At 60.2% G+C, this 24,464-nt stretch carries 27 protein-coding genes; 18 read left to right on the top strand and 9 right to left on the bottom strand.

All coding sequences use genetic code 11. The features are described 5' to 3' along the window. Positions 1 to 232: 232 nt before the first annotated feature. Positions 233 to 1,114, bottom strand: a complete 882-nt coding sequence (locus AC1RPZ_RS21200) for a LysR family transcriptional regulator (RefSeq protein ID WP_493139118.1) — start codon at positions 1,112 to 1,114, stop codon at positions 233 to 235. Positions 1,115 to 1,262: 148 nt separating this feature from the next. Here AC1RPZ_RS21200 and AC1RPZ_RS21195 point away from each other — a divergent pair, with 148 nt between their 5' ends. Genes AC1RPZ_RS21195 through AC1RPZ_RS21185 form a run of 3 tightly spaced genes read left to right on the top strand, consistent with a single transcriptional unit; the run spans position 1,263 to position 3,857 of the window. Then, positions 1,263 to 1,961 (top strand): CoA transferase subunit A, encoded by a 699-nt coding sequence (locus AC1RPZ_RS21195; RefSeq protein WP_493139115.1) that lies wholly within the window; start codon positions 1,263 to 1,265, stop codon positions 1,959 to 1,961. A gap of 31 nt (positions 1,962 to 1,992) precedes the next feature. Next, positions 1,993 to 2,652 (top strand): CoA transferase subunit B, encoded by a 660-nt coding sequence (locus tag AC1RPZ_RS21190; protein WP_493139112.1) that lies wholly within the window; start codon positions 1,993 to 1,995, stop codon positions 2,650 to 2,652. A 23-nt stretch (positions 2,653 to 2,675) separates the two neighbouring features. Further along, positions 2,676 to 3,857, top strand: a complete 1,182-nt coding sequence (locus tag AC1RPZ_RS21185; protein WP_493139110.1) for an acetyl-CoA C-acetyltransferase — start codon at positions 2,676 to 2,678, stop codon at positions 3,855 to 3,857. A gap of 125 nt (positions 3,858 to 3,982) precedes the next feature. On the opposite strand, the gene AC1RPZ_RS21180 is transcribed toward AC1RPZ_RS21185, so the two are convergent. Beyond that, positions 3,983 to 4,528 (bottom strand): DUF4174 domain-containing protein, encoded by a 546-nt coding sequence (locus tag AC1RPZ_RS21180; RefSeq protein WP_493139108.1) that lies wholly within the window; start codon positions 4,526 to 4,528, stop codon positions 3,983 to 3,985. A 542-nt stretch (positions 4,529 to 5,070) separates the two neighbouring features. Here AC1RPZ_RS21180 and AC1RPZ_RS21175 point away from each other — a divergent pair. Further along, positions 5,071 to 6,117: a class I SAM-dependent methyltransferase gene (locus tag AC1RPZ_RS21175; protein WP_493139106.1), complete on the top strand. Its 1,047-nt coding sequence runs from the start codon at positions 5,071 to 5,073 to the stop codon at positions 6,115 to 6,117. An 89-nt stretch (positions 6,118 to 6,206) separates the two neighbouring features. On the opposite strand, the gene AC1RPZ_RS21170 is transcribed toward AC1RPZ_RS21175, so the two are convergent. Next, entirely contained in the window at positions 6,207 to 6,992 is a 786-nt protein-coding gene (locus AC1RPZ_RS21170; RefSeq protein WP_493139104.1) for a sulfite exporter TauE/SafE family protein, read from the bottom strand. A 335-nt stretch (positions 6,993 to 7,327) separates the two neighbouring features. Here AC1RPZ_RS21170 and AC1RPZ_RS21165 point away from each other — a divergent pair, with 335 nt between their 5' ends. From AC1RPZ_RS21165 to AC1RPZ_RS21140, 6 genes are all read left to right on the top strand, one after another. Further along, positions 7,328 to 8,104 (top strand): ABC transporter substrate-binding protein, encoded by a 777-nt coding sequence (locus AC1RPZ_RS21165; protein WP_493139102.1) that lies wholly within the window; start codon positions 7,328 to 7,330, stop codon positions 8,102 to 8,104. 184 nt (positions 8,105 to 8,288) lie between these two features. Then, positions 8,289 to 8,978 (top strand): ABC transporter permease, encoded by a 690-nt coding sequence (locus AC1RPZ_RS21160; protein WP_493139100.1) that lies wholly within the window; start codon positions 8,289 to 8,291, stop codon positions 8,976 to 8,978. Positions 8,979 to 8,995: 17 nt separating this feature from the next. Continuing rightward, complete coding sequence (locus AC1RPZ_RS21155; RefSeq protein ID WP_493139098.1) at positions 8,996 to 9,691, top strand: ABC transporter permease; 696 nt, start codon at positions 8,996 to 8,998, stop codon at positions 9,689 to 9,691. Between the two features lie 9 nt (positions 9,692 to 9,700). Next, positions 9,701 to 10,813 (top strand): succinylglutamate desuccinylase/aspartoacylase family protein, encoded by a 1,113-nt coding sequence (locus tag AC1RPZ_RS21150; protein WP_493139096.1) that lies wholly within the window; start codon positions 9,701 to 9,703, stop codon positions 10,811 to 10,813. A gap of 18 nt (positions 10,814 to 10,831) precedes the next feature. Continuing rightward, positions 10,832 to 11,596 carry an ABC transporter ATP-binding protein gene (locus AC1RPZ_RS21145; RefSeq protein WP_493139094.1) on the top strand — a complete coding sequence of 255 codons (765 nt, stop codon included), beginning with the start codon at positions 10,832 to 10,834 and terminating at the stop codon, positions 11,594 to 11,596. A 235-nt stretch (positions 11,597 to 11,831) separates the two neighbouring features. Beyond that, positions 11,832 to 12,740 (top strand): MurR/RpiR family transcriptional regulator, encoded by a 909-nt coding sequence (locus tag AC1RPZ_RS21140; RefSeq protein ID WP_493139092.1) that lies wholly within the window; start codon positions 11,832 to 11,834, stop codon positions 12,738 to 12,740. Positions 12,741 to 12,749: 9 nt separating this feature from the next. Here AC1RPZ_RS21140 and AC1RPZ_RS21135 read toward each other — a convergent pair whose 3' ends face one another. Then, a complete protein-coding gene (locus tag AC1RPZ_RS21135; RefSeq protein WP_493139135.1) occupies positions 12,750 to 13,061 on the bottom strand; it encodes an AzlD domain-containing protein in 312 nt (103 codons plus the stop codon). Beyond that, positions 13,061 to 13,759, bottom strand: coding sequence for an AzlC family ABC transporter permease (locus tag AC1RPZ_RS21130; RefSeq protein WP_493139090.1), 699 nt, complete (start codon positions 13,757 to 13,759; stop codon positions 13,061 to 13,063). Before AC1RPZ_RS21130 ends, AC1RPZ_RS21135 begins: the two co-directional genes overlap by 1 nt. A gap of 319 nt (positions 13,760 to 14,078) precedes the next feature. Here AC1RPZ_RS21130 and pcsA point away from each other — a divergent pair, with 319 nt between their 5' ends. Genes pcsA through AC1RPZ_RS21115 form a run of 3 tightly spaced genes read left to right on the top strand, consistent with a single transcriptional unit; the run spans position 14,079 to position 15,653 of the window. Then, positions 14,079 to 14,780, top strand: coding sequence for a phosphatidylcholine synthase (gene pcsA / locus AC1RPZ_RS21125; protein ID WP_401116623.1), 702 nt, complete (start codon positions 14,079 to 14,081; stop codon positions 14,778 to 14,780). 10 nt (positions 14,781 to 14,790) lie between these two features. Further along, positions 14,791 to 15,198 (top strand): DUF488 domain-containing protein, encoded by a 408-nt coding sequence (locus AC1RPZ_RS21120; RefSeq protein WP_493139089.1) that lies wholly within the window; start codon positions 14,791 to 14,793, stop codon positions 15,196 to 15,198. Further along, the gene (locus AC1RPZ_RS21115) at positions 15,081 to 15,653 is read left to right on the top strand and encodes an NADPH-dependent F420 reductase (RefSeq protein ID WP_493139133.1); all 573 of its coding nucleotides are present in this window, start codon (positions 15,081 to 15,083) and stop codon (positions 15,651 to 15,653) included. Before AC1RPZ_RS21120 ends, AC1RPZ_RS21115 begins: the two co-directional genes overlap by 118 nt. Before the next feature lie 80 nt (positions 15,654 to 15,733). Here the strand turns inward: AC1RPZ_RS21115 and AC1RPZ_RS21110 are convergent, their stop codons facing one another. Together AC1RPZ_RS21110 and AC1RPZ_RS21105 are read right to left on the bottom strand one after the other, a co-directional pair. Continuing rightward, positions 15,734 to 17,092 (bottom strand): dicarboxylate/amino acid:cation symporter, encoded by a 1,359-nt coding sequence (locus AC1RPZ_RS21110; RefSeq protein WP_493139087.1) that lies wholly within the window; start codon positions 17,090 to 17,092, stop codon positions 15,734 to 15,736. A gap of 106 nt (positions 17,093 to 17,198) precedes the next feature. Next, positions 17,199 to 18,254 (bottom strand): tartrate dehydrogenase, encoded by a 1,056-nt coding sequence (locus AC1RPZ_RS21105; protein WP_493139085.1) that lies wholly within the window; start codon positions 18,252 to 18,254, stop codon positions 17,199 to 17,201. 138 nt (positions 18,255 to 18,392) lie between these two features. Between AC1RPZ_RS21105 and AC1RPZ_RS21100 the strand changes: the two genes are divergently transcribed. The 5 genes from AC1RPZ_RS21100 to AC1RPZ_RS21080 all read left to right on the top strand — a co-directional run bounded on the left by AC1RPZ_RS21100 (position 18,393) and on the right by AC1RPZ_RS21080 (position 22,994). After that, on the top strand, positions 18,393 to 19,316 hold the full coding sequence (locus tag AC1RPZ_RS21100; protein WP_493139084.1) for a LysR family transcriptional regulator: 924 nt from the start codon (positions 18,393 to 18,395) through the stop codon (positions 19,314 to 19,316). Between the two features lie 182 nt (positions 19,317 to 19,498). Then, positions 19,499 to 20,875: a pyridoxal-phosphate dependent enzyme gene (locus AC1RPZ_RS21095; RefSeq protein WP_493139082.1), complete on the top strand. Its 1,377-nt coding sequence runs from the start codon at positions 19,499 to 19,501 to the stop codon at positions 20,873 to 20,875. Continuing rightward, a complete protein-coding gene (locus tag AC1RPZ_RS21090; protein ID WP_493139081.1) occupies positions 20,872 to 22,050 on the top strand; it encodes a cystathionine gamma-synthase in 1,179 nt (392 codons plus the stop codon). The genes AC1RPZ_RS21095 and AC1RPZ_RS21090 overlap by 4 nt, the downstream gene beginning before the upstream one ends. Positions 22,051 to 22,184: 134 nt before the next feature. Continuing rightward, positions 22,185 to 22,490 (top strand): panthothenate synthetase, encoded by a 306-nt coding sequence (locus tag AC1RPZ_RS21085; RefSeq protein WP_493139079.1) that lies wholly within the window; start codon positions 22,185 to 22,187, stop codon positions 22,488 to 22,490. A 102-nt stretch (positions 22,491 to 22,592) separates the two neighbouring features. Next, positions 22,593 to 22,994: a hypothetical protein gene (locus AC1RPZ_RS21080; RefSeq protein WP_493139077.1), complete on the top strand. Its 402-nt coding sequence runs from the start codon at positions 22,593 to 22,595 to the stop codon at positions 22,992 to 22,994. Positions 22,995 to 23,182: 188 nt separating this feature from the next. Here AC1RPZ_RS21080 and AC1RPZ_RS21075 read toward each other — a convergent pair whose 3' ends face one another. Continuing rightward, a complete protein-coding gene (locus AC1RPZ_RS21075; protein WP_493139076.1) occupies positions 23,183 to 23,563 on the bottom strand; it encodes a RidA family protein in 381 nt (126 codons plus the stop codon). Positions 23,564 to 23,752: 189 nt separating this feature from the next. Beyond that, positions 23,753 to 24,406 carry a peroxiredoxin gene (locus AC1RPZ_RS21070; protein ID WP_493139075.1) on the bottom strand — a complete coding sequence of 218 codons (654 nt, stop codon included), beginning with the start codon at positions 24,404 to 24,406 and terminating at the stop codon, positions 23,753 to 23,755. Positions 24,407 to 24,464: the final 58 nt, after the last annotated feature.

Here is a 24,464-nt window from a genome sequence, read left to right as displayed (position 1 = left end):
AGTCACCTTGACTGGAGTTTTGGGGGATTTTAAACGAAGACCTTGAAAGGGCTGGCCGTAAGGGCGAAACCCTAAGCAGCCGTTACCGCAGCAACGGATATGTACACCTGCAAGAGGTTGGTCGGCTATCAGGCCGCCATCGCAGGCAAGCCACACAGTGTTGATTGATGTACATCTGCAAAAGATAGGTCGGCTGTCAGGCCGCCTTCGCGAGCAAGCCCGCTCCCACAGATTAACGAACCTCACCTTTGAGGATGTCGAACAACGCCTGCGCCGCCGCCGACAGCTCATGACCCGGCTTGGTCAACACCCCGATGGCCCGCTCAATCACCGGATCACTCAAGGTAATGCAACAAGCGCCAAGCTCGCGCATCTGCTCGACACACAACGCCGGCACCGCACTCACACCAAGCCCACTGGCGACCATCCGCCCGACAGTTGCCAACTGATGACTTTCGAACTCCACCGGCAGCTTCATCTGCCGCGCCTGCAAGTGTTCTTCGAGCATCACCCGCACCGTCGACGGCCGTTGCAACGTGATGAACGGCTGCTCCAGGAGCGTTTTCCAGTCAATCTCGGCAAGCTCGGCCAGCGGCGAATCACTCGGCACTACCGCGACAAAACGGTCGATGTACAACGGGGTAAACGCAAGCGACGAACTCTGCATCGGCTCGAAGGCCACACCGAGCTCCACCTGGCGATCACGGACCATTTCCAGCACTTGCTCGTTGATCACGTCGTTCACCGTGACGTTGACCTTGGGGTAACGCGCGCGAAAAGTCTTGAGGATCGGCGGCAGCAGGTTGCCGGCAAACGATGGCATTGCCGCCAGCGTCACCCGGCCGCGCTGCAGGGTGAAACGCTGGCGCATTTCGTCCTCGGCGTTGTCCCAGTCAGCGATCAACCGCCGGGCCAGCGGCAGCAGGGACTCGCCTTCCGGGGTCAGCGCGACGTTGCGTGTCGTGCGGCTGAACAGCCGCCCGCCCAGTCCGTCTTCCAGGGCCTTGATGGTCAAACTCAATGCCGACTGCGACAGATGCAGCCGCTCACAGGCCACCGCAAAGCTCAAACTCTGCGCCACCGCCAAAAACGCCCTGATCTGCTTGACTGTCATCACCGCTCCTCAACATGCTGACTACAACCGATTGCTGAGTTTTATCTATCAATCAACCTTAAAAATCAACTTATCAAATCAATCTGATAGAGCAACACTCCGTCCCCATACGGCTAGCCAGCCGCCCCCAAGAATAAAAGAGGTGTCTATGGCAGGTTTCGATAAACGCGTGGCTTCCTATGAGGAAGCATTGGCCGGTCTGGAAGACGGCATGACCGTGATCTCTGGCGGCTTCGGTCTGTGTGGCATTCCGGAAAACCTGATCGCCGAGATCAAGCGCAAAGGCACCCGTGATCTGACCGTGGTTTCCAACAACTGCGGCGTCGACGGTTTTGGCCTGGGCGTGCTACTGGAGGACCGGCAGATCCGCAAAGTGGTCGCCTCCTATGTCGGCGAAAACGCTCTGTTCGAAAAACAACTGCTGAGCGGCGAGATTGAAGTCGTGCTGACCCCGCAAGGCACCCTGGCGGAAAAAATGCGTGCTGGCGGCGCTGGCATTCCGGCGTTCTTCACTGCCACCGGCGTCGGCACTCCGGTGGCCGAGGGCAAGGAGATCCGCGAGTTCAAGGGCCGTCCATACCTGATGGAAGAGTCCATCACCGGCGACTTCGCCATCGTCAAAGGCTGGAAGGCCGACCACTTCGGCAACGTGATCTACCGCCATACCGCACAGAACTTCAACCCGCTGGCGGCCACTGCCGGCAAGATCACCGTGGTCGAGGTCGAGGAGATCGTCGAACCCGGCGAGCTGGACCCAACGCAGATCCATACCCCTGGTATCTACGTCGACCGGGTCATCTGCGGCACGTTCGAAAAACGCATCGAACAACGCACCGTGCGCAAGTGATCCCCTGCCCCCAGCTCAACGGAGAATAACAATGGCTCTTACCCGCGAACAAATGGCTCAGCGCGTCGCCCGCGAAATGCAAGACGGCTACTACGTGAACCTCGGCATCGGCATTCCGACCCTGGTCGCCAACTACATCCCCGAAGGCATGGAAGTCATGCTGCAATCGGAAAACGGCCTGCTCGGCATGGGTGCCTTCCCGACGGATGACGAAGTCGACGCCGACATGATCAACGCCGGCAAACAGACCGTCACCGCGCGCATTGGCGCCTCGATTTTCTCGTCCGCCGAATCGTTCGCGATGATCCGCGGCGGCCACATCGACCTCACCGTGCTCGGCGCCTTTGAAGTCGACGTACACGGCAACATTGCTTCCTGGATGATCCCCGGCAAACTGGTCAAGGGCATGGGCGGCGCGATGGACCTGGTGGCCGGTGCAGACAACATCATCGTGACCATGACCCACGCCTCCAAGGACGGTGAATCGAAACTGCTGCCGTATTGCAGCCTGCCGCTGACCGGCGCCAATTGCATCAAACGCGTGTTGACCGATCTGGCCTACCTGGAAATCGAAAACGGCGCGTTCATCCTCAAGGAACGTGCGCCCGGTGTGAGCGTCGAGGAAATCGTCAGCAAGACCGCTGGCAAACTGATCGTTCCCGACCACGTTCCAGAAATGCAGTTCGCCTGAACCGCACCCTGAGGAGAAATTCGATGCAAGAAGTTGTGATTGTTGCCACCACCCGTACCGCCATCGGCAGTTTCCAGGGTTCGCTGGCCAGCATCCCGGCACCGGAACTCGGTGCCGCAGTGATTCGTCAATTGCTCGCGCAAACCGGTCTGGCGGCGGATCAAGTCGATGAAGTGATCCTCGGTCAGGTACTGACCGCAGGCTCGGGCCAGAACCCGGCGCGTCAAGCGTCGATCCTCGCCGGCCTGCCCCACGCCGTACCGGCGCTGACCCTGAACAAGGTCTGCGGCTCGGGCCTCAAGGCGCTGCATCTGGGCGCGCAGGCGATTCGTTGCGGCGATGCCGAGGTGATCATCGCCGGCGGCATGGAAAACATGAGCCTGGCGCCGTACGTGTTGCCGGCCGCTCGCACCGGCCTGCGCATGGGCCACGCGAAAATGGTCGACAGCATGATCAGCGACGGCCTGTGGGATGCGTTCAACGACTTCCACATGGGCATCACTGCCGAGAACCTGGTGGACAAGTACCACCTGACCCGTGAGGAACAGGACGCTTTCGCCGCCGCTTCCCAGCAAAAAGCCACGGCCGCTATTGCAGCCGGGCGTTTTGTCGACGAGATCACGCCGATCCTGATTCCACAGCGCAAAGGTGATCCGTTGTCCTTCGCGGTCGACGAACAACCTCGCGCCGAGACCACCGCAGCGTCGTTGGCCAAGCTCAAGCCGGCGTTCAAGAAAGACGGCAGCGTCACCGCCGGCAACTCTTCCAGCCTCAATGACGGTGCCGCTGCGGTGTTGCTGATGAGCGCCGCCAAAGCCAGGCAATTGGGCTTGCCGGTACTGGCGAAGATCGCCGCCTACGCGAATGCCGGCGTCGACCCGGCCATCATGGGCATCGCCCCGGTATCCGCGACCCGCCGCTGCCTCGACAAGGCCGGCTGGAGCCTCGATCAACTGGACCTGATCGAAGCCAACGAAGCCTTCGCCGCGCAGTCGCTGGCGGTCGGCAAGGAGCTGGAATGGGATACGAGCAAGGTCAACGTCAACGGTGGGGCAATCGCATTGGGACACCCGATTGGTGCGTCAGGTTGCCGGGTGCTGGTTTCGCTGCTGCACGAAATGATCAAGCGTGACGCCAAGAAAGGCCTCGCCACTCTGTGCATCGGTGGCGGTCAGGGCGTGGCCCTGGCAATCGAGCGAGCCTAAGCCCGCACGCGTTCAACAGTCAGCGAACGGACCCACGATATCCGCTCGCTGACTGGCAACACACCCGGCGCGACTTTGGTTGCGCCGGTTTTTTTTGGTTCTTCACGCAATCCCGGGCGCAATGATCAATCGTCCAATGGTTGCGGTGGTGCTGCCGGTTTTGCAGCTTTGCCTGCTTTCCCCCCTTTACCGCCCTTGACCGGCGTGGCCTCGACGGGCGGCGGCGCGGGTGGCACCGCCTCTTTCTCGGCAGCAGGAAGCTGGTCAATGGTGGCGAACAGATCCTTGGCTTCTATCGGGCCAAGGTGGTCGAGTTTTTTCTCGCCGTCCTTGCCCACCAGAATGACCTTGGTCTCGCCGCTGACGCCAAGTTTCAGTTCACGAATCAGCGCCATGGTGGTTTGTGCATCGAGATCCTTGCCATCACGTTGGCCCATGAGGTTGACCACGGTGTACAGCACCATATTGCGTTCTTTGAAGGCCTGGCTGTTGGCAGGTTCGGCCAGGGACTTTTTCAGACTGACCAGCGTCGGGTCGATGCTGCTGGGAGCGATGACGATCAGCGGCCGGTTCCTGCCGAGTTCCTGGGCCAGGGGCGTATCGTTGTCTGCGGCAAATAGAGGGCCGGCGACAGCGAGCAGAGTTACGAGGGTCAGTGACCGAATGAGCATGCGCATCTCCTTTTGATTTCCACACTTATGATTGCGCATCAAAGCGAAAGATCCAGCTCAGCCGCCTGAAATTTCTATCGCCATGTAGCGAAGCTTAGGTCAGCGGGCTCAATCCGCAACCGCATCCAGCGACGCAGGTTTAGGTCACTCCGCTTGTCCAGGCTCGCTCCGCAAACGCCGAAACACAGGGCACGGTGTGTTATCGCGTACTACACTTAATTTGTCCCCCGTAGGGGGGACGTTGCCAAATCCGGGTCCGTAAGCAGCGAGTCTTCAGATAAACCTCGCTCTCGACGCTGGAGCCACTGGCCAATCGTAATTGTCCTGTGGGGCACTGCCCCACAGTGACGTCATGCAGGACGACGTTCTCGCGTCCAACTTGCCCGGACATGTCGTGTGTCCGGGCAATCGCGTGGCAGACGGTTTGGCTTCACAACGCGCCTGCATTGTCGCCCTGATCATCCATCCGACCACCGCCTGAAAGGTTGCTGCCTCTACACGCGCGCCCCTTCGCCGGTGGTCTTTTTTCAGGAGGACCCGTTATGGACGAAGCCAAACTCAATGACTTCATGGGCAAGCTGATTTCCGACATGGGCGGCGCAGCGATGCTCGCAAACGTAATCCTGGGCGACGAACTCGGTCTGTACCGGGCCATGGCCGACAGCCAACCCGTCACCCCCGAAGCACTGGCCAGCAAGACCGGTTGCAATGCGCGGCTGCTGCGCGAGTGGCTCAGCGCCCACGCGGCCTCCGGTTACATGGAACACGTCGATGGGAAATTCCGCCTGCCAGAAGAGCAAGCCCTGGCGCTGGCGGTCGAGGACTCGCCGGTTTATGTCGCAGGTGGCGCCTCGGTGATTGCCTCGTTTTACCATGACAAAGACAAACTGATCGCGGCCATGCGTGGCAATGGCGCCCTTGCCTGGGGCGATCACCATAGCTGCATGTTCAGCGGCACCGAGCGGTTTTTCAGGCCCGGCTACCGCGCACACTTGGTCGGCGAGTGGTTACCCGCGCTTGAAGGCGTCGTAGAGAAACTGCAAGCCGGCGCCAAGGTCGCGGATGTCGGCTGCGGACACGGCGCGTCAACGGTGGTCATGGCCAAAGCGTTCCCGGCCTCAAGTTTTGTCGGCTTCGACTACCACGCCCCCTCTATCACCACCGCCACCCAACGTGCTGAAGAAGGCGGCGTGGCCGATCGCACACGCTTCGTTCAGGGCACCGCCAAGAACTACCCGGGCAATGACTACGATTTGATCTGCTACTTCGATTGCCTCCACGACATGGGCGATCCAGTCGGCGCTGCCAAGCACGCCTATGAGTCGCTCAAGCCCGACGGAACGGTGCTGTTGGTGGAGCCCTATGCCAATGACCAGCTCGACGAAAACGCGACCCCGGTAGGGCGATTGTTCTACGCCGCGTCGACGTTTATTTGCACGCCGAACTCGTTGTCCCAGGAAGTCGGTTTGGGGCTTGGGGCTCAAGCGGGAGAAGCACGGCTACGGGATGTCTTCACCAAGGCCGGATTCAAGCATTTCCGCCGGGCGACAGAGACACCGTTTAACTTGATTCTGGAGGCGCGCAAGTAATCGCCAGGGCGTCTCCCGTAAGCACGGCGCTGAGAGGGGCAGCGCCATGCCGGGGATCAACAGTTGCCTGAAAGGTCGTTACCGCAGGATCAAAACGCCAACTTGTAGCCGATAAACACCAGCATGACAGCCAGGCAAGGACGCAAGACACCATCAGAAATACGCCCGGACAAATGACTGCCGATGTAAATGCCTGGCAACGATCCCATCAACAGAAAACCCAGCAAATGCCAATCCAAGTTGCCCATGCTCGCGTGCCCCAATCCTGCGACCAGGGTCAGCGGTACGGCGTGGGCGATTTCTGTGCCGACCAGGCGTTTGGTCGCCAGAAACGGGTACAGGATGAACAGCGCCACAGTCCCCAGCGCGCCGGCACCGATGGACGTCAATGCAACCATCAGGCCGAGTATCGCGCCCGTGACGATGGTCAGCAGGTTCAGGTTCCGGTTACTGAGGTGGTAATGGTCGCCCGCATGTTTTTGGGCAAACGCCAGCAACTGTTTTTTGAAGAAAATCGCCAGTGCTGTCAGCAGCAAAACAAAGCCCAAGGCCTGTTTGATAATCGCATTGGTCGCTTGGGGATCAGTATTGAGGTATTTCAGGAACACCAGGGTCAGAGCGACCGCAGGCACGCTGCCCAACGTCAGCCAGCCGGTAATTTTCCAGTCAATGTTCCGGTGCTTCTGATGAACCAGTACACCACCGGATTTGGTGATCGCGGCATACAGCAAATCCGTGCCGACGGCGGTCGCCGGATTGATGCCGAACCATAGAAGAATCGGCGTCATCAACGAGCCGCCGCCCACACCGGTCATGCCGACAACGAACCCGACAACCAAGCCTGCGACCACAAAACCCAAATTACCGAAGTCCATTGTCATACCTTACAAAACCAGCGCGACGACTTAAAAATCTGGCAAGCAGCATAGCGACATTTCTTATAACCACTTATACCAATGTGATCTGACTTTATAACTTCCGGCCATCAACCTTGGCCACCCAAGCCTCCTTGTGCCGTCAGGGCACTGTCTCCTGGTTGCGTCATCGAACTGCTGACACAACGGACCGTTTTGATATTATTTTTTTCATACATTTGATTTATGAAATAAAACATGTCAATCATATGCGCCACGGACACGTAACCCGCTGCACACCTCGCCAGACCGGAAGGCATTCACCTCTCAATCGCCCCACCCACGGAGTCAACAATATGAACAAGACAGGACTTCTGGCTGCTCTGGCATTTTGCGCCGTCAGCACCCTGGCCCACGCCGACGAAGACAGTCTGCGTATCGGTATCGAAGCCGCCTACCCGCCGTTCTCCTTCAAGACCCCGGAAGGCAACATCAGCGGGTTCGACTACGACATCGGCAACGCCTTGTGCGAAGAAATGAAGATCAAATGCCAGTGGGTCATCCAGGAATTCGACGGGATGATTCCCTCGTTGAAAGTGCGCAAGATCGATGCGGTGCTGTCGTCGATGTCGATTACCGACGACCGCTTGAAGTCAGTCGACTTCAGCAAAAAGTACTACCACACCCCCGGCAAGTTCGCGATGAAGGCCGGCCAGGTCCTCAACGACCCGAAGGTCGATCTCAAAGGCAAGAAACTCGGCGTGCAACGCTCCTCGACCTATGACCGTTACGCTACCGAACAGTTGGCCCCCGCCGGCGTCGAGATCGTGCGGTACTCATCGCAAAGCGAAGCCTCGCTGGACCTGGCGTCGGGCCGACTGGACGCCACCCTCGCCGACAGCGTCAACACCGATGAGAGCTTCATCAAGACCCCGGCCGGTAACGGTTTTGCCCTGGTGGGACCGGATATCAATGACCCGAAATACTTCGGCCGAGGCGCAGGGATTGCGCTGCGCAAAGGCGATACCGCGAACGCGGCACGCCTGAACACGGCGATTGATGCGATCCGTGCCAATGGCAAGTACCAGCAGGTCATGGCCAAGTACTTCGCGTTCGATATCTACGGCGAATAAGCATTGTGGGAGCGAGCTTGCTCCGGGCGGCGTTCCGACGATGACGGCAGCACATTCAACATCAATGTTGACTGATATTCCGCTATCGCGAGCAAGCTCGCTCCCACAGGTTTGCACCTTGACTGATAGCAATTAACCCGTTGGTCCCGCGCGCCTGTCGGCGTTTCGGGTGAGGAACTTCATCATGCTTCACGGCTACGGATCGAGCATTCTCGATGGCGCCTGGCTGTCGATCAATCTGGCTCTGAGCTCCATGGCACTGGCCATTACCCTGGGTCTGATCGGCGCGGCGTTTCGCCTGTCACCGCTCAAATGGCTGGCAACACTCGGCGAAGGTTACACAACAGTGATTCGCGGTATCCCCGACCTGGTCCTGATTCTGCTGATTTTCTACGGCGGCCAGGACCTGGTGAACCGCATCGCCCTCGGGCTCGGTTACACCCACTACATCGACATCAACCCCTTTGTGGCGGGTGTCTGCACCATGGGCTTCATCTTCGGCGCCTACCTCTCGGAAACCTTTCGCGGCGCCTTCATGGCAATCGCGCAAGGTCAGGCTGAAGCCGGCGCGGCCTACGGCATGAGCAGCGCCCAGGTGTTCTGGCGGATTCTGGTGCCACAGATGATTCGCTTCGCGATTCCCGGGTTCACCAACAACTGGCTGGTATTGACCAAATCCACCGCTTTGATCTCGGTGATCGGCCTGCAGGACATGATGTTCAAGGCCAAGAACGCCGCCGACGCGACCCATGAACCTTTTACGTTTTTCCTCGCGGTGGCGGCGCTGTACCTGGTGCTGACCAGCGTCTCGTTGCTGGTGCTGCGCGCCCTGGAAAAACACTACTCGGTCGGCATCAAAGCCGCCGTTCTGTGAGTGGGAGCGAACCGACCATGCTCGACTACAACCTGATCTGGGAAAACCTGCCGCTGTATTTCGGTGGCGCGTTATTGACCCTTAAAGTGCTGCTGATTTCCCTGGCCTTTGGCCTGATGCTGGCCATTCCGCTAGCGTTGATGCGCGTCTCCCGCTCGCCGCTGATCAACTGCCCGGCCTGGCTCTACACCTACGCCATCCGTGGCACGCCGATGCTGGTGCAGTTGTTTTTGATCTACTACGGCCTGGCGCAGTTCGAAGCGGTACGCCAAAGCGTGCTCTGGCCGTATCTGTCCAGCGCGACCTTTTGCGCTTGCCTGGCCTTTGCGATCAACACCAGTGCCTACAGTGCAGAACTGCTGGCCGGCAGTCTGAAGTCCACACCCAGCGGCGAGATCGAAGCAGCCAAGGCGATGGGCATGAGCCGCCTGACGCTGTACCGCCGCATTCTGCTGCCCTCGGCTCTGCGCCGGGCGTTGCCGCAGTACAGCAACGAGGTGCTGATGATGCTGCAGACCACCAGCCTGGCGTCGATCGTCACCCTGGTCGATATCACCGGCGCGGCGCGCACGGTCAGTGCGCGGTTCTACCTGCCGTTCGAAGCGTTCATCACCGCCGGCCTGATCTACCTGGCCCTGACGTTCATTCTCGTGCGCCTGTTCAAGCTCGCCGAACGTCACTGGCTGGCGTACCTGGCCCCACGCAAGCATTAAGGAATACTCATGGAGCACATTCATTACATCCTGCCCTGGAGCGCCTGCGGCACTGAACGCACGCTGTCGCTGTTTCGGTTCGGCAGTGGCTCGCGCAAGGCTTACATCCAGGCGTCCTTGCATGCCGACGAACTGCCCGGCATGCGCGTTGCCGTCGAACTCAAGCGCCGTCTGCGGGAGCTGGAATCACAAGGCCGATTGACCGGCGTTATCGAACTGGTGCCGATGGCCAATCCGATCGGTATCGGGCAAATGTTCCAGGCCACCCATCAGGGGCGCTTCGAGTTCAACAGCGGCAAGAACTTCAATCGTGACTTCCCGGAGCTGGCCGAAGCCGTGGCCGTGCACCTGGAAGGCCAACTGGGCACGGATGCCGAGGCCAACGTGGTGCTGATCCGTCGCGCGATGGTCGAGGCCATTGCCGACATGCCGCTGGCCGAATCGGAACTCGATGGCCTGCGCCGCCTGCTGTTGCAGCACGCCTGCGATGCCGATGTAGTGCTGGACCTGCACTGCGACTTCGAGTCGATCATGCTTCTATATGCTCTGCCGCAAAACTGGCCGCGCCTGCGTTCACTGGCCGCACGCCTCGGCGCAGGGGCCGTTCTGTTGGCCGAGGACGCTGGCGGCAATGCCTTCGATGAAGCCTGCGCGATGCCCTGGTTGCGCCTGGCCGAACGGTTCCCGCAGGCGAACATTCCACTGGCCTGCGTGGCGACCACCCTCGAACTGCGCGGCATGGCCGACACCGAACGCGAACCATGCATGGCCAGTGCCGAGCAGATCCTTGGCTATCTGGCCGAACAAGACCTGATCCGTGGCGACTGGCCAGACGCGCCATCCACCTGCTGCGAGGCGACGCCCTTCGCCGGTGCGCAATACGCCTATGCGCCACACCCCGGCGTGGTGAGTTTTCTGCAACCGCTGGGGGCTCGGGTCAAGGTCGGCGACCCGCTGTTCGAAGTGCTCGACCCGCTGAGCGATCGCCACAGCGTGGTAACGGCCAGCACCGACGGCATCCTTTATGCCCGCGAACGCCTGCGCTTTGCCCAACCCGGGTTGTGGCTGGCCAAGGTCGCAGGCTCTACCCCTATTCGCCAGGGTCGCTTGCTCAGCGACTGACTCAAGAGAATCGACACCATGAACACACTTGAAATTCAGGATCTGCACAAACGCTACGGCACCCACGAAGTGCTCAAGGGCGTGTCTCTGGAGGCGAAGGCCGGCGACGTGATCAGCATCATCGGCTCCAGTGGCTCGGGCAAAAGTACCTTCCTGCGCTGCATCAACCTGCTGGAGCAACCCAACTCAGGCAACATCCTGCTCAATGGCGAACAGCTGAAACTGATCGCCAACAAAACCGGCGGGCTCAAGGCCGCCGAGCCAAAACAGCTGCAGCGCATGCGTTCACGGTTGGCGATGGTGTTTCAGCACTTCAACCTGTGGTCGCACATGAGCGCCCTTGAAAACGTCATGGAAGCACCGGTGCATGTGCAGGGCTTAGACAAGAAACTGGCTCGGGAAAAGGCCGAGCATTACCTGAACAAGGTCGGCGTGGCCCATCGCATGGGCGCTTATCCGGCGCACATGTCGGGTGGCGAGCAGCAGCGCGTGGCGATTGCTCGCGCGCTGGCGATGGAGCCGGAAGTGATGCTGTTCGACGAACCGACCTCGGCCCTCGACCCGGAACTGGTCGGCGAAGTGCTTAAAGTCATGCAAGACCTGGCGCTCGAAGGCCGGACCATGGTGGTGGTGACCCACGAAATGGGCTTTGCCCGCGAAGTGTCGAACCAACTGGTGTTCCTGCACAAAGGTCTGGTCGAAGAGCGCGGCAACCCGCGTGAAGTGCTGGTCAACCCACAGTCCGAACGCCTCCAGCAGTTTCTGGCCGGCAGCTTGAAGTAAGCCGCTCGCCGACCGTTGGCGGGTGCTGCCCGCCAACGGTCGGCTTCGGATACACTGGCGCCCATCGGTATCGACACCTATCTGATAACCACCAAATCTCCCGTAGGAGCTGCCGCAGTCTGCAATCTTTTGGCGTCTGCAAGGACGCCGAAGATCAAAAGATCGCAGCCTGCGGCAGCTCCTACGGGGAACCATGCTTGGTCCCTTCCAATCTCCAGCGGATGTTGAGCCGGTTATGCCTACGCCTTCGAAAAACACCACGGTCTACGCCGCTCCAGTGATGCGCAAACTGGCAGAAATTCTTGCCGACTTGCAGCCGTCGCTGCGCAAGGTGGCGGACTTTATCCTGCGTCATCCGCTGAAGGCGGCGACTCTGACCATCGAAGAGATGGCCCATGAAACCTCCACCTCGCCGGCAGCGGTCAACCGTCTGGCCAAGGCGTTGGACCTGGGGGGTTACAGCGGCATGAAAGCCGAGCTGGTCGCGACCTTGCAGCAGATGGTGTCCCCGGTGGACAAACTGCGTAACGAACTGGCGCACCGCCCCGGGGGTGCGTTCGGTCTGCATGAGCAAATCCAGAGCGCCACCAGCAACCTCGGCACCGCCGGCACCAACAATCATCCTGACACTTTCGAAGCCGTGGTCACCTGCCTGACCCAGGCGCGCAAGATTTACATCCTCGGCTTTGGCAACAGCGTCTACATGGCTGGCCTCGCGGCTTCGACCCTGATGCCCTTTTGCGCCGACGCCACCGCCATCAGCATGGAAGGCGGCAACGAAAACGCCGCGTACCGACTGGCCGCGATTACCGATCAGGACGTGCTGCTGGCGATCTCGCTGCCGCGTTACTCCCTCGACACCCTGCAACTGTCGCGCTTTGCCTTTGAGCGCGGCGCGACCGTGCTGGCGATCACCGACTCACCCGCCTCGCCCTTGACTCACATTGCACAGCACGTGCTGTTTGCTCCCGCCGACCACCCGGTGCTGACCAGCTCTAACATCGCCGTGCTGGCGTTGATCGAAGGCTTGGTCGCCGGGGTGATGGCGCGCAACAAGGAAGCTGTGAAGCTGGCAACCGAACTCACCGAAAGCGTGATGAATTACCTGCACATTCCCGGCAGCAGCAAAACCTCGAAAAAGTGAGACTGTGCTTCACCGCCACCAACGCAACAGAAAAAAGAAGCCCATGCTCAGCAGCATGCTGATCAGGGTACTGCGGGTGTAAAGCACCAGGCCGATGGCGACCAGTGAACTGATCAGGTACGGATTGTCGTACTGCAAGTTCAATTGATGGTCAGGCATGAACACAATCGGTCCGCAGATCGCCGTGAGCATGCCCGGCACCGCAAAGCCGAGAAATTGCCGCGCGTTGCTGCTCAAACGCACTGGCAGCCGTGGTTCCAGGAACACGTAGCGGTTGAGAAAAACCAGCAAGCCCATGCCGAAAATAACCGCCCAGGCCATCATGTGCGCTCTCCATAAAACTTGTTGCAGATAAACCCGGCACTCATCCCCAGCAACCCGGCCAGCACCAGCGCCGAGCCCCAGTGCCAGTAGTTGAACAACACCGAGCAGAACAGCGAAACCGCCACGCAGACAACCGTCGGGATGTTGCGCACCACGGGGGTGATCAACGCGATAAACGTCGCTGCAATGGAGAAGTCCAAACCCAAGTGTTCAAGGCCCGGAATGCTGCTGCCCAGCACGATGCCGGCCAGAGTGAAAAGATTCCACGCCACATAAAAGGTCAGGCCCACACCCAGGGCGTACCAACGATTGAACTGCTGTTTGTCATATTGGCTGGTCAGCGCGAACAGTTCATCGGTGAGCAAAAAGCCCAGCCCTACCCGCCAGCGGCCCGGCAAGGGTGAAACCACCGGGCGCAGGCTCATGCCGTACAGCAGGTGTTGTGACGTCAGGAGCAAGGTGGTCAGCAGAATCGAGAAAATCCCGGCGCCGCCCTTGAGCATCCCGATCGCCACCAGTTGCGCAGCGCCCGCAAAGACAATGCTCGACAGGCCCTGGCCTTGCAGTGGAGTGAGGTTGGCCTCAATGGCCATCGAACCCGCCAGCAGCCCCCACGGCGCAGTCGCCAGGGACAAGGGCATTACGGCAGCGGCGCCGCGCAGGAAAGCACTGCGCGGCAATAGATTGTCAGACATAGCTCTCTACAACGAAGAAAAGGTCGCTAACTGTGTCAGCCGATCAGCCGCTTGTCTTGAACAATCTTGCGCAATTGCACGTTTTGCCTTCTGCTTGGAAACTGGCAGGCAAAACGTGGTGCTCAATAGACAGGGAAGTGCCAAAAGATAGGCTATTTTTATTGAGTGTCGACGTTGGGTCGTTTGCGCGCAGGTGAACCTTATCGCCGAATATCCGGTCGATAGGTGCAACCCAGCCAGGTTTGCCGGTGACCCCGTCGGTGGTAGCAACTGGCCCGTTTCATTTGCTGGAGAACGCCCCTTGATCACGACCCGACGCATGGCCACGCTTAAAGCCTGGGGCGCCCACGGCTTTACCGCTACCGGCGTGGTGACCGCCTTCCTGGCGACCCTCGCCTTGTTCGATAACCAGCCCAGAGCCTGCCTGCTGTGGCTGGGCGTGGCGCTGATCGTCGATGGTGTGGACGGCTCGCTGGCGCGCAAGGTCAATGTCCAAACGGTACTGCCGCATCTCGACGGGTCGGTGCTGGATCTGGTCATCGACTACCTGACCTACGTGTTCATCCCGGCGCTGTTCATCTACCGTTACATCGATTTACCGGCCTACACCCCGCTGCTGACCACCTCGGTGATCCTGGTTTCGTCGCTCTATTGCTTCTGCAACGTCAACATGAAGAGCAAGGACAACTACTTCCAGGGCTTCCCCGCCGCGTGGAACGTCGTCACCCTGTGCCTCTACATCATTGCCCCGACACCCTGGCTGACGCTGCTGACCATCATCGGCCTGGCGCTGTTGACGGTGACCCGGATGAAGTTCCTTCACCCGTTCCGTGTGCGGCGGTTCATGCCGATCAACATTGCCGTGACGTCCATCTGGTTGCTGTGCAGCCTGTCACTGGTCCTCAACCACCCGACCGTCAATCCTTTGGTCATGGGACTGTGGCTCGCGATGTCGGCTTACTTTCTGGGGATCTGCATCTGCCGCACGGCCGCGGACTGGCTTGAGCGCACCCACCACTAATGGAGCATGAATGCCCATCCATATCGTGCAACTCGGCTCACCCCGAACACCCCATGAAGGCCTGCGCCTGGGCACCGTCCGCCGCCCACCTCGTGGTGTTCCGAAAGCCGAATTCGCCAGCCGCGATTTCTACGACACCTGGCTCCCCGCCCTCTCCCCCAGCGCAAAGCTGGTGGCCGAAGCCAAAGCGGCGGAAGACGAAAAAGACTGGGAAGCCTTTCGACGCAAATTCAAGGCCGAAATGAATCAACCCGCCCCCAGCCAACTGCTGGATATGTTGGCCGCCCTCTCCCATCAAACATCGCTGGCCATCGGTTGCTACTGCAAGGAAGAACGCCACTGCCATCGCTCGGTATTGCGGGAACTGTTGAATGCTCGTGGGGCGGTGGTTGTAGCGCCGATGTTGTACTCGTGGTAATTCCTCTCGAGCATTACCGAAGCGTGCCGGCCAAGTGGCTAGAGGGCAAAACCGTGCTGGATGCCAACAACTACCCGGAACGAGACGGCCACATTCCCGTCCTGGACCGATTCGAAACCACCACCAGCCGCCTGCTCGCCGAGCATCTGCCCCACTCCAAAGTGGTCAAGGTTTTTAACGCAATCCTCGCTCAAGACCTGGTGCAAGACTCACGCCCGAAAGCTGCGCCCGACCGACGCGCACTCCCGATCGCTGCTGATGATCCGGTCGCGAAAGACCTGGTAATCATGCTGCTGGACGAGATTGGATTCGATGCTGGCAGCCTTGATGAAAGCTGGCGATTCGAACGGGCTAAACCCGCCTACTGCATTCCATTGGATAAAGAGGGGCTGAAGGTTGCCTTGGCTGCGGCCCATCGACAGGTCGAATTGCCCGAGGGATCGTGGCGCCGCTGAATAGCCGGCAACCCGCGGGATCGAGAGCAGACCTGGAGCTGACTGAGGACAATGTCAGCTTTGGGTCGAAAAGCGGTCTGTCACGACGCCCGAGAGGCTTTTTTCAGGCTGGGTAGCAAGGGGCTGGCCGCCGCCGATGGAGGCGCAAAGACAAGCTCGTCCTGCACCGTCTCAGGCTTTTCTTCTTCAGCCTCGCCATTCAGTGCGTTGTGCATTTTCACGGTGTCCAGTGCACCGACCCATTTGGCAATGACCAGGGTGCCGACGCCGTTGCCGATGGTGTTGGTGATCGCTCGCGCTTCCGACATGAACCGGTCGACGCCGAGCAACAACACCATTCCCGCTACCGGAATGGTGCCAAGGGAAGATAACGTGGCCGCCAGAATGATAAATCCCGAACCGGTGACGCCCGCAGAGCCTTTGGACGTAAACATCAACACGGTCAGCACGATCAATTGATCCGTCAGGGTCAGCGGCGTGTTCGTCGCCTGGGCAATGAAGATAGCGGCGATGGTGTAATAGATCGCTTGCCCATCCGGGTTGAACGTCAAGCCGGAGGGAATGATCATCCCGGCAACGGGCTTGGACACACCGGCCTTTTCCATCTTGGAAATCATCTGCGGCAGCACCGATTCCGAAGAGCTGGTGCCGAGTACGGTGAACAGTTCTTCCTTGATGAATTTCAGGAACTTCCACAGGCTGAAACCGCTGTAGCGACAAATCGGCCCCAGCACAAAGACCACGAACACAGCGCAGGTCAGGTAGACGCAAGCCATCAGCTTGCCCAACGAGAACAGCGAGCCGAAGCCGTATTTGCCGATGGTGAACGCGATGGCGCCGAATGCACCGATGGGGGCCAGGCGCATGACCATATTGACGATGCGAAACATCCCCTGCATCAGGCTATCCAGCGTGTCGACGAACACCTTTGCGCGCGTCCCGACATGGGCCAGAGCAATGCCGAGCAGTATGGAAAACAGCAGGATTTGCAACACGTTGCCCTTGGCGAAAGCATCCACGATGGTGTCGGGGATGATGTTCATGACGAAGTCCATGAACGAGGCGTGTTTCACGGCTGAGGTGTAGGTTGCCAGGCTGGAAGTATCCAGCGTGGCGACATCAATATTCATGCCCACGCCGGGTTTGAACACATCGACGACGACCAGGCCGACGACCAGCGCCAGCGTGGACACGACTTCGAAGTAGAGCAGAGCCCGGAAGCCGACACGGCCCAGCTCCTTCATGTTTTCCATGCGGGCGATACCCGTGACCACCGTCAGGAAGATCACCGGTGCGAGGAGCATTTTGATCAGCTTGATGAACGCATCGCCCAGAGGTTTGAGCGCCGCGCCGGTTTCAGGAACGAACACTCCGACGATGGCGCCAAGGATGACGGCGATGAGCACTTGTACGTAGAGTTTGCCAAATATTCTTTTCATGACAGGGCCCTGATTTTTTATTGTTGTCAGGAAATGCCAAGGGGTCGGATCGGTGATCGTCCCCTTGGCGTTGTGCCGCAGTGCTACGTTGAGTCAGTGGAAAATATCAGCAGTTGATCAACTCGATGACCGCATCGGTAATCTGGCGGGTGGTGGCCGTGCCACCCAGATCCGGCGTATGCAAACCGCTTTCGGTCACCGCTTCGATAGCCGACATCAAGTGTTTCGCCGCAGCGGGCTCGCCGAGGTGTTCGAGCATCATCGCCGCCGTCCAGAACGTCGCGATCGGGTTGGCAACGCCTTTACCGGTAATGTCGAAGGCCGAGCCGTGGATCGGTTCGAACATCGACGGGAATTTGCGCGAAGGATTCAGGTTGGCCGTCGGTGCGATGCCCAAGCTGCCGGACAGCGCCGCAGCCAGATCGGAGAGGATGTCGGCATGCAGGTTGGTGGCGACAATAACGTCCAGTGTCGACGGTTTGAGCACCATCCGCGTGGTCACCGCATCGACCAGTTCCTTGTCGATCCTGACGTCCGGAAAATCCTTGGCGACTTCGTAGAAAATCTCGTCCCACAGCACCATGCCGTGACGCTGAGCGTTGGACTTGGTGACCATCGTCAGGTGTTTGCGTGGACGGCTTTGCGCCAGTTCGAAAGCGAAGCGGTGAATCCGTTCTACCCCGGCACGGGTAAACACTGACACTTCGGTGGCGACTTCTTCAGGCAGGCCCCGGTGCACGCGACCGCCGTTGCCGGAGTACTCGCCCTCGGAGTTTTCACGCACCACCACCCAGTCGATCTGGTCACCGTTGAGCAGCGGGCTTTTTACCCCCGGCAGTACGCGAGCCGGACGCACGTTGGCGTACTGGTCGAAGCCCTGGCAGATCGGCAGACGAAGGCCCCAGAGAGAAATGTGATCCGGGACGTTGAGCGCACCGACAGCGCCAAAGAAGATGGCGTCGAAGGTCTTCAGCTCTTCCAGTCCACCTTCCGGGATGTAGTAGCCGTTTTTCAGGTAATTATCGGAGTTCCAGTCGAAGTGCTTGAAGTCCAGTTCGAAGCCGGATTTTTTCGACAAGGCTTGCAGCACCTCGACGCCAGCAGCGATCACTTCAACACCGATACCATCACCTGGAACGGCAGCAATCTTGTATGCGCTCATCAATCAACTCCACTCTCGTTACGGTCTTGTTATGCCTGTCGAACCGGGGTGTTCAATCAGGGTGTGAGCGGAGTATATGTAGTGAGCAAATAAGCGTGAGTTACTCCAAATCACTACATACATAACTTTAAGTTACGAATGAGCCAGACCCTGGATTTGTCTTTTTTCTACCTGCTGGCCAACAAAGGCAGCCTGGCGGCGACTGCCCGAGAGCTTGGCGTGACGCCGCCGGCAGTGAGCAAACGCCTGACCGCGCTGGAGGCACGGCTAGGCATACGGCTGGTCAACCGCACCACGCGTTCGATGAGCCTGACCTCTGAAGGTGAACTGTATTTTTCGCATGCCGCTCGCATCCTGACGCAGATCGATGAGGTCGAGCAGTTGATCAGCAGCAGTCGGGCGACGCCTAAAGGCCTGATTCGTGTCAACGCATCGTTGGGATTCGGGCGGCGCTACATCGGCCCCGCATTGGGCGCGTTTTTCGCGCAATACCCGGAGGTGGAAATACAGCTGGAAATCAGCGATCACCCGCTCGACCTGGCGACTCACGGGTTTGACCTGGGTATTCGTTTCGGCACGCTGCCGGACGCTGCCTTCCACGCACGCAAGATCGCCTCCAATCGCCGTCTGTTATGCGCCTCGCCGCTGTACCTGGAAAAACACGGCGTACCTCAACGCCTGACGGATTTACAGCAACACAACTGCATCTTCCTGCGGCAAAACGAAACGCCCTATGGTGTATGGAGTTTCACCAACGGTGGGCGCACACAAAACGTCAAGGTGCGCGGTGCCTTGGGCTGCAACGACGGCGAAGTAGCGCTGAACTGGGCGCTGGAAGGTCACGGCATTCTGCTTCGGGCCGAGTGGGACATCGCCCGGTATGTGCGCAGTGGTCGTCTGCGTCTGGTACTGGAAGATCAGACACCGACCCGCGCCGATGTCTATGCCGTGTACCCGCAACAGTTGCACCTGTCGGCGCGCGTGCGCAGCCTGATCGATTTCCTGGTTGAGCGCTTCAAGCACATCGATCACCTGGACGAACCGGACACTACGCTCGGTTGAACAGCGTCGTGCCATTCGGGGAGCCTGTCGTTTCGGCGGCGACGCTACCGGCTGGCTGCGTAAAGTTGCGGATGGCGCAATCCCGGCCTATGTTCCAAGCGAGACATTGCCTGCGGCTGGCGCGCTTGACTGGCCGCAGGTCGCTGTCCATCCAGTGCGAATTCCCGCAGCGAGGTGACGACATGCCGAACGACTCCCGCCCCGCCGTGCTCGAACTGATCGGCAACACGCCACTGGTGCGTGTGAGCCGCTTCGATACCGGCCCGTGCACGCTGTTCCTCAAGCTCGAATCGCAGAACCCCGGCGGTTCGATCAAGGATCGCATCGGCCTGGCGATGATCGACGCCGCCGAGCGCGATGGCCGCCTGCGATCCGGCGGCACCATCGTCGAGGCCACCGCCGGCAACACCGGCCTCGGCCTGGCCCTGGTCGGTCGGGCCAAGGGTTACCGGGTGGTGTTGGTAGTGCCGGACAAGATGTCCACCGAGAAGGTTCTGCACCTCAAGGCGATGGGCGCCGAGGTACACATCACGCGCTCCGACGTCGGCAAGGGCCATCCCGAGTATTACCAGGACGTTGCCGCGCGGCTGGCGCAGGAGATTCCCGACGCCTTTTTCGCCGATCAGTTCAACAACCCGGCCAACCCGCTGGCCCATGAGTGCAGCACCGCCCCGGAGATCTGGGCGCAGACGCAGCATGATCTGGATGCCATCGTCGTCGGCGTCGGTTCGGCCGGCACGCTGACCGGGCTGACCCGCTTCTTTCGCCGCGTGCAGCCGGACCTGGAAATGGTGCTGGCCGACCCGGTCGGCTCGGTGATGGCCGAATACAGCCGCAGCGGTACCCTCGGCACACCCGGTTCGTGGGCGGTGGAAGGTATCGGCGAAGACTTCATTCCGTCGATTGCCGACCTGTCCAGTGTGCGCCACGCCTACTCGATCAGCGACGAGGAAAGCTTCGATCACGCCCGCCAACTGCTGCGCGCCGAAGGCATTCTCGGCGGTTCTTCGACCGGCACATTGCTGGCGGCAGCATTGCGCTACTGCCGCGAGCAAACCGAGCCGAAGCGGGTGGTCAGCTTCGTCTGCGACACCGGCACCCGCTACCTGTCGAAGGTCTACAACGACCAGTGGATGACCGATCAGGGCCTGCTTGCGCGCAAGCGCTACGGCGATCTGCGCGACCTGATCGCGCGGCGCTTCGAGGATGGCCGGGTGATCAGCGTGGGCCCCGACGACACGTTGCTCACCGCCTTCCAGCGCATGCGCCTGGCGGATGTGTCGCAGCTACCGGTGCTGGTGGACGGACAGCGGCTGATCGGCGTGATCGACGAGTCCGATATTCTGCTTGACGTGCACAAAGACGCTTCGCACTTCCGTATGACAGTGGCCAGCGCAATGACCGGCAAGCTGGAAACCCTGCCTCCCGGCGCCAGCCTGGCTGAACTGCAGGGGGAACTCGATCGCGGACTGGTAGCGATCATCGCGGACGCCTCGGGCTTCCACGGCCTGATTACTCGAGTCGACATGCTCAATCACTTGCGGAGATCCCTCACATGAGTCAGCACGATGAAACCGTCCCGCCACGCGCCTTCGCCACCCGTGTGATCCATGCTGGACAGGCGCCGGACCCTTCCACCGGCGCGCTGATGCCGCCGATCTACGCCAACTCCACCTACTTGCAGCAGAGCCCCGGTGTACACAAGGGCTTCGACTACGGGCGCTCGCACAATCCGACGCGCTTTGCACTGGAGCGGTGCGTGGCGGACCTCGAGGGCGGTACCCAGGCCTTCGCCTTCGCCTCCGGGCTGGCCGCGATCTCCACCGTGCTCGAACTGCTCGACGCCGGCTCGCACATTGTCTCTGGCAATGACCTGTACGGCGGTACGTTCCGCCTGTTCGACAAAGTGCGCCAACGCAGCGCCGGGCATCGCTTCAGCTTCGTCGATCTGACTGACCTGGCGGCCTTCGAAGCGGCGCTACAGGACGACACGCGGATGGTCTGGGTCGAGACGCCGAGCAATCCCTTGCTGCGCCTCACGGACCTCACCGCCGTGGCGCGCACCTGCCGCGAGCGAGGCATCATCTGCGTGGCCGACAACACCTTTGCCAGCCCGTGGATACAGCGCCCGCTGGAGCTGGGCTTCGATATCGTGCTGCACTCGACGACCAAGTATTTGAACGGCCACTCCGACGTGATCGGCGGCATCGCGGTGGTCGGGCAGAATGCAGAACTGCGCGAGCGCCTGGGCTTCCTGCAGAACGCGGTGGGGGCTATCGCCGGGCCGTTCGACGCTTTTCTCACCCTGCGCGGAGTGAAGACCCTGGCGCTGCGCATGGAACGCCACTGCAGCAACGCGCTGAAACTGGCGCAATGGCTGGAGCTTCAGCCGCAGGTGGCGCGTGTCTATTATCCGGGCCTGTCGTCGCACCCGCAGCACGAACTGGCACGGCGGCAGATGCGCGGTTTCGGCGGGATGATTTCCCTCGACCTGAACAGCGACCTGGCGGGCGCCAAGCGTTTCCTCGAGAGTGTACGGATCTTCGCCTTGGCCGAGAGCCTGGGCGGGGTGGAAAGCCTGATCGAGCACCCGGCGATCATGACCCACGCCAGCATCCCCGCAGGCACCCGCGCGCAACTCGGCATCGGCGATGCGCTGGTGCGTTTGTCAGTGGGTGTCGAGGATATCGAAGACCTGCGCGCCGACCTGGCCCAGGCGCTGGCGCGGATGTGAGCCATGGGTCAAGTGGCATTCTTGCCGGTGGTGAGTGGCTCATGCTTCGCTATGCTTAATGACACGCCGCTGGAACGGTTGAACAGGAGCAAAGGTAGGGAGACGAAGCAGCCACTTGAATAGAGAGTCGAATGATGAAAATGCTACTGATGGTCGAGTTCCCCCATGAGCCGTTCAACGCTCTCGTCAGAGCCGGGAAGGTAGGCGAAATCATTGGGCGTATCCTGGAAAGCATCAAACCGGAGGCTGCCTACTTTACCGAGCAGGATGGAATGCGCGGTGGGATTTTCCTGATCAACGTACAAGACTCATCCGAAATCCCCAGTTTTGCGGAACCGTTTTTTCTCAATTTCCAGGCTAACTGCAAGTTCCGTCTTGTCATGAGTCCGCAGGATCTGCAAAAGGCCGGTCTGGAAGCGCTCGGAAAAACATGGGCGTGAGGTGCGATCCGTACGGGGCGGTTATGTCCGCCCCGAAACCCTCATCAAGTCGCGACGAACCCGATGGGCAATAGCGATTGCGGATAGCTATGATTGGAGACCATGACAGCCTCTCTCCAGATTCGACAACCTTGCCCACCCGGGGCCTGCGACTGCGGGCGTGAACAGCTGGCGGACATACCCAGCGCTGATTTGCGCATTCTGTACCTGACCCGCCAGGAGGAAAAGCGCCTGCTTGAGCGGCTGGAGAATCTTCAGAGCCTGACCGACCTCGAGCATATGCAGCGTCGGATGTACGAGCAGTTAGGCATTCGTCTGCAAATCACCCCAAGTTTCCACGAAGTGCGAAGCATGCGCGGCATCGGTATTCACCTCCTGGACTTGCCCGGACTGTGCCGCAAAACCCGCCAATCGATCCCGGCTGCCATTCGCCGCGGTTTGGAGAAACACCCGGAGATCGCCTACGAGCTGCTCAACGCTCACGACCTTTTGCGCGATGCCTGACAACGACGCAGGCGGGGATGATCGGGTGCACTCCCCCGCTCTGCAATTTACCTCAGGCAACCCGAAAGGTGGTCACTGAACCCACTGACCGGCGGCAATCGAGCGCAGGCCCACCCCCGCATGCTGCCCGGTGGCGGCCGCTCGCTGAGCAGGGCCGCCGGATAAGCTCACGGGATGAGCCCGCACACTCAGCCCTGGGCCGCCATCGCGGTGACCTCCACGCGCATGCCTTCGACCGCCAGGGCGGCCACGCCAACAGCGGCGCGAACCGGCCAGGGCTTGGCGAAGAAACGCTGGTAGACCTCGTTGAAGGCGGCGCGGTCGGCCATGTCGGTGAGGTAGATGGTCAGATGCAGGACCCGGTCCATGGAACTGCCGGCGCGCTCCAGCGCTACCTTGAGTGCCAGCAGGGTGCACTCGCTCTGCAGGGCGATGCCGCCCAGCTCCAGGCTGCCGTCGGCGCGGGTGGGGATCTGAGTGGAGACCAGCAGGCCGTTGAAACCGGCGACATCGGAGGAAATGGATTCCGGGTCCGGGTCGGGGAGGAAGGTCAGGTCGTGGTTTGCCATGGGAATCTCTTGCTTGAGGTGGTGAAGGGGCGGTCGTATCGCGTGGATAAACCGGAATCTACGCTCGACTGAACTGCGTTGGCCAGCGTCAGCGTTCGGCCAAAACGCAGTCAGTCGGATGCGTCTACAAATGAACGTCGAGTCATATCGCCTGACGACCGATCATGACTGAGCCCTTGCCGGGTGTTGTTACTTGGGCTGCGCCACGGTGCGCAAATAGGGTTTCAACGTCTTGAAGCCCTGCGGGTACTTCTTCCTGGCCTCCTCATCGGATACCGAAGTGGGGATGATGACGTCCTCACCCGGACGCCAGTTCACTGGAGTGGCAACGGTGTGTTTGGCGTTTAATTGCAGAGAGTCGAGCAGGCGTAACACTTCATCGAAGTTGCGCCCGGCACTCATTGGGTAGATCAGCATCGCCTTGACTTTCTTGTCCGGGCCGACGATGAACACCGAGCGCACCGTGGCGTTGTCCACGGCGGTGCGTGAGCCGCCACTGGCATTCGGGTGAATCATGTCGTAGAGCTTCGCCACGACCAGGTTCTCGTCGCCGATCATGGGATAGTTGACCGCATGGCCCTGGGTTTCTTCGATGTCACCGAGCCAGGCCCGGTGGTCACTGACCGGGTCGACGCTAAGCCCGACGATCTTGGTGTTGCGCTTGTCGAACTCCGGCTTGAGTCCGGCCATATAACCGAGTTCAGTGGTACAGACAGGGGTGAAGTCCTTCGGATGCGAGAACAGGATGGCCCACTTGTCGCCAATCCACTCGTGGAAGTGGAGCGGACCTTCGGTACTTTCGACGGTGAAATCCGGTGCTTCATCGCCAATGCGGATTGCCATGTTCGATCTCCTTACAGTGACGGGTAGGGAAGTTGTCAGAACCCTGACGGCTGGTCCG

The sequence above is a fragment of the Pseudomonas sp. GW822-FHT02D10 genome, assembly GCF_058802345.1.
Note: the sequence above shows the minus strand (reverse complement) of the source record. Positions and strands in the feature narration are given on the sequence as shown.

Coding starts and splice junctions, on each gene's coding strand:
- AC1RPZ_RS21180 (WP_493139108.1), bottom strand. CDS start 4,528: ATGCTCATTCGGTCACTGACCCTCGTAACTCTGCTCGCTGTCGCCGGC.
- AC1RPZ_RS21100 (WP_493139084.1), top strand. CDS start 18,393: ATGAGCCAGACCCTGGATTTGTCTTTTTTCTACCTGCTGGCCAACAAA.
- AC1RPZ_RS21200 (WP_493139118.1), bottom strand. CDS start 1,114: ATGACAGTCAAGCAGATCAGGGCGTTTTTGGCGGTGGCGCAGAGTTTG.
- AC1RPZ_RS21175 (WP_493139106.1), top strand. CDS start 5,071: ATGGACGAAGCCAAACTCAATGACTTCATGGGCAAGCTGATTTCCGAC.
- AC1RPZ_RS21170 (WP_493139104.1), bottom strand. CDS start 6,992: ATGGACTTCGGTAATTTGGGTTTTGTGGTCGCAGGCTTGGTTGTCGGG.
- AC1RPZ_RS21195 (WP_493139115.1), top strand. CDS start 1,263: ATGGCAGGTTTCGATAAACGCGTGGCTTCCTATGAGGAAGCATTGGCC.
- AC1RPZ_RS21090 (WP_493139081.1), top strand. CDS start 20,872: ATGAGTCAGCACGATGAAACCGTCCCGCCACGCGCCTTCGCCACCCGT.
- pcsA (WP_401116623.1), top strand. CDS start 14,079: ATGGCCACGCTTAAAGCCTGGGGCGCCCACGGCTTTACCGCTACCGGC.
- AC1RPZ_RS21110 (WP_493139087.1), bottom strand. CDS start 17,092: ATGAAAAGAATATTTGGCAAACTCTACGTACAAGTGCTCATCGCCGTC.
- AC1RPZ_RS21165 (WP_493139102.1), top strand. CDS start 7,328: ATGAACAAGACAGGACTTCTGGCTGCTCTGGCATTTTGCGCCGTCAGC.
- AC1RPZ_RS21080 (WP_493139077.1), top strand. CDS start 22,593: ATGACAGCCTCTCTCCAGATTCGACAACCTTGCCCACCCGGGGCCTGC.
- AC1RPZ_RS21155 (WP_493139098.1), top strand. CDS start 8,996: ATGCTCGACTACAACCTGATCTGGGAAAACCTGCCGCTGTATTTCGGT.
- AC1RPZ_RS21185 (WP_493139110.1), top strand. CDS start 2,676: ATGCAAGAAGTTGTGATTGTTGCCACCACCCGTACCGCCATCGGCAGT.
- AC1RPZ_RS21135 (WP_493139135.1), bottom strand. CDS start 13,061: ATGGCCTGGGCGGTTATTTTCGGCATGGGCTTGCTGGTTTTTCTCAAC.
- AC1RPZ_RS21070 (WP_493139075.1), bottom strand. CDS start 24,406: ATGGCAATCCGCATTGGCGATGAAGCACCGGATTTCACCGTCGAAAGT.
- AC1RPZ_RS21190 (WP_493139112.1), top strand. CDS start 1,993: ATGGCTCTTACCCGCGAACAAATGGCTCAGCGCGTCGCCCGCGAAATG.
- AC1RPZ_RS21150 (WP_493139096.1), top strand. CDS start 9,701: ATGGAGCACATTCATTACATCCTGCCCTGGAGCGCCTGCGGCACTGAA.
- AC1RPZ_RS21105 (WP_493139085.1), bottom strand. CDS start 18,254: ATGAGCGCATACAAGATTGCTGCCGTTCCAGGTGATGGTATCGGTGTT.
- AC1RPZ_RS21075 (WP_493139076.1), bottom strand. CDS start 23,563: ATGGCAAACCACGACCTGACCTTCCTCCCCGACCCGGACCCGGAATCC.
- AC1RPZ_RS21120 (WP_493139089.1), top strand. CDS start 14,791: ATGCCCATCCATATCGTGCAACTCGGCTCACCCCGAACACCCCATGAA.
- AC1RPZ_RS21140 (WP_493139092.1), top strand. CDS start 11,832: ATGCCTACGCCTTCGAAAAACACCACGGTCTACGCCGCTCCAGTGATG.
- AC1RPZ_RS21160 (WP_493139100.1), top strand. CDS start 8,289: ATGCTTCACGGCTACGGATCGAGCATTCTCGATGGCGCCTGGCTGTCG.
- AC1RPZ_RS21130 (WP_493139090.1), bottom strand. CDS start 13,759: ATGTCTGACAATCTATTGCCGCGCAGTGCTTTCCTGCGCGGCGCCGCT.
- AC1RPZ_RS21085 (WP_493139079.1), top strand. CDS start 22,185: ATGAAAATGCTACTGATGGTCGAGTTCCCCCATGAGCCGTTCAACGCT.
- AC1RPZ_RS21145 (WP_493139094.1), top strand. CDS start 10,832: ATGAACACACTTGAAATTCAGGATCTGCACAAACGCTACGGCACCCAC.
- AC1RPZ_RS21095 (WP_493139082.1), top strand. CDS start 19,499: ATGCCGAACGACTCCCGCCCCGCCGTGCTCGAACTGATCGGCAACACG.